We start from the raw sequence: 2,772 nt of genomic DNA on the forward strand, positions 1-2,772 counted from the left end.
ATGTATCCGGTGCCTGAAAATTGTGTTGCCAGAGACGACCCGCATCTCTGGCAAACAGCCTGAGGCCCTCAAACGATGCCTGCACTGAGAGCCCTGCCACTCCTTCAGTTTCATAAGGGTAGTGGTGATACAGGCGGGTGTTTTTTTCATCATCAAAGACTTGCAGCAGTGCCGAACCATCTGGCTCCAGGGCAATGGCTGACAAGGTTTCATCAGGTAATCGACAGGCTTTGAGCTTATCAAGAGCATTGTTCAGACGATAGATGCCTCGTGGTTTCAGTAATGCGCTTTCAAGGCCCAGATGATCCTTATGGGTTCGAAAAAAATCCAGCTGTGGCTGCTCGCGGACAAAATCATGCCAGTCTTCTGTGGCGCCCCGTTGGCGTTTCAGGAACTTGAAACGGCGATACCCCTGAGGTACCTCTGTGGAAGGAAAAGCCAGACTGCGGCCGTAAATTTCAATATTCCTGCTGTTGATCAACTCTGCTTCCCAAAGCCTGGAAATTTCCGGAACAGTCTCTTTTGGATGTTTCCTGCCAAACTCAGCAATCTCATGGCGGAAACGTTCACAATAAAACCTGTCTGGACCCGGTGCACACCCAGCACCAACACCAAGGCCAATCAGATACCATGGATAGTAATGTCTTCCCTTATAAGCTACATCGTAGTAACGCTCAATAAACAGTGAGTCGCGATCATCAGCTGTTGCTGAAAGTTGCGCGAGCAGTTTTTTTTGCATGCCCGGAGTGACAACCCGGAGCACCTGTGCAGAATATTCAACCGGCAACCCGTTCTGATCTATTAACCTCATTAATTCCAGTGTTTGCTGCTCATCCCTTAAGGCGTCAGGGTGGTGCTCAAAATAGTTGACAACAGGTTGAAGTAACTGTGTTGCACAGGGCAAGGGTTTGTGACGCAGTTGTGTGACATATGCATGCTCGGCAGGGCGCAAGTTGACTGCTTTAAAAGTAGCGGGTGGCAGGGATTTAAAGAGTTGCAGAAACTCAGCAAACCAGTTGACATTCAAGGGGAATGTTCCGCCTAAATGCTCCTGCATACAATCAATGAGATGTTCAGGAACGGTTAGCTTGATCAGTGCGCTGCGGCGGGCTCTGGCCAGCTGACTGTCTTCCGCTTTGGACATGGCCACTGCCGCTAGTGGCTGGCAGTTATGACGGTATAAAAGCAAGAGTGGTGTTGCGCCGCTGTTGTCTCTTTGGTTGGCCAGAGTCCTGGCGGGCAGATATTGAAACAACTGGTCATAGCGGGAAGGATAAGCATTCAGATGGGAAAAGTTGCGTAGACTGCCGCGGGAGTTCATGCCCGGAATGGCTGTCGCCATAAGGTGCAGAATATTACTGCCGTTATGAAACGTCTGGTTAAGAATATTGGCTGAAGAGGCTGGCAGCAAACGTTTAAACAGTTCCAACTGGCCCAATATAAAGGCACACACCAGCAGCTTTTCCCGCTCTTTATCATCCAGCTTTTCCACTTCTTCCAGAATCAGTTTTTCATGCCTTTGGGCATTCACTTCCAGCAAACAAAGCTGCAATGTAAAAATCTCTGAAGCCATTGCGGTGGTGATACTCTGGCAGAAATCCTGTGACGTTTGAGGTTTGCCATGCCTGACGTCTGGCGATTCGAAAATAGCTTTTATCAGATAAGGTGCTGCACCATCCGAAAGTTGTAGAGATTGATTGAGTTCTTTTAGAGAAAAGTAATATCTTTTCAGTTGACCCAGAAGCTCTCGGGCAGTTTTCTGCAGCTGCCAGCGGGGCAGGTATTTCTCCAATATTTCCATAAAGCCCGGATCAGGCTTAAACATAATTGTTGCGGCAAGATTGCCAAGAATGTTCAGCACTGCTTCATGACGTGTGTTATCCAGGAATTGTTTAAATAATTGGGGAGGTATCATTACCTTGGATTCGATCGGCTCGCCCTCAAGTCCCAGTCCTAAATCAGCCAGCGTTTGCAGAACGGAAATATTTTCAGGCAGGCAAGGATTCTCGACGAGGTAGCTGATCAGCTTTTGCAAAGACGGCAGATGGAATTTTACATCCTTTGCGACGAGATTCTGACTCATTCTATTAAGATCAAGACGGGCATTTTTTACCTGTTCTCGCAGCAATTTATGGTCATATGGAATATCAATATGACCTAATGCATTCTCAACAAGAGATATCCATTCACGACGCTGGTCGGCAGTGGTAGTGATGTGTCGCCGGTGTACAGAGCGAGCAGAGGGCGCATCCGATCGAGCTGTCTGGTTACTCAAGCCGGAAGTGGAAGCAGGTGTGGAAAAATCTGTTTCCGGAGCGGTCCGACTGGACAGGTTTAAGGGAGTATTGCAGGGCATCCGTGGCAGCATAATTAATTCCATTAATAACTAGTTTTCTGAAGTTTCCAAATCAATAGACCAGCAAAGGTTGATTTGGTTCAAAATTACCCGGAAAACATCACCAGCGGTGTGAACTTTGTTGACAACAGCTTCAAGATGTTTGTCTGCGCAAGAGGGTTGTTTTTTGCCGCACGTTAGCAGGTTCAGGGCTCAGAGGGTGGGTGTATTGACCTACGCCGACCAGAAAAATGCCATTATCAGGATATCCTTCAAATCAGTGGTTGCCGACGGGCAAGCCACTGGATTTTGTTGGTAGTTGGCGTGTTAGCTGTTGGGCAGTCTGGACAGGATGAGCTTTAAGGTTTCTTTGATTTCCACATTGTCAGCTTTCAACTCTGCGTTGTCAGCTTTCAACTCTGCGTTGTCAGCTTTCA

General features: G+C 47.8%; 1 protein-coding gene. It reads right to left on the minus strand.

What is annotated here, in order from left to right; all coding sequences use genetic code 11:
- A partial coding sequence (locus KDK16_RS09025) for a hypothetical protein (protein WP_257275696.1) occupies positions 1–2,368 on the minus strand: 2,368 nt, incomplete at its 3' end.
- Between the last annotated feature and the right edge of the window lie 404 nt (positions 2,369–2,772).

The organism is Endozoicomonas sp. SESOKO4 (genome assembly GCF_024606275.1).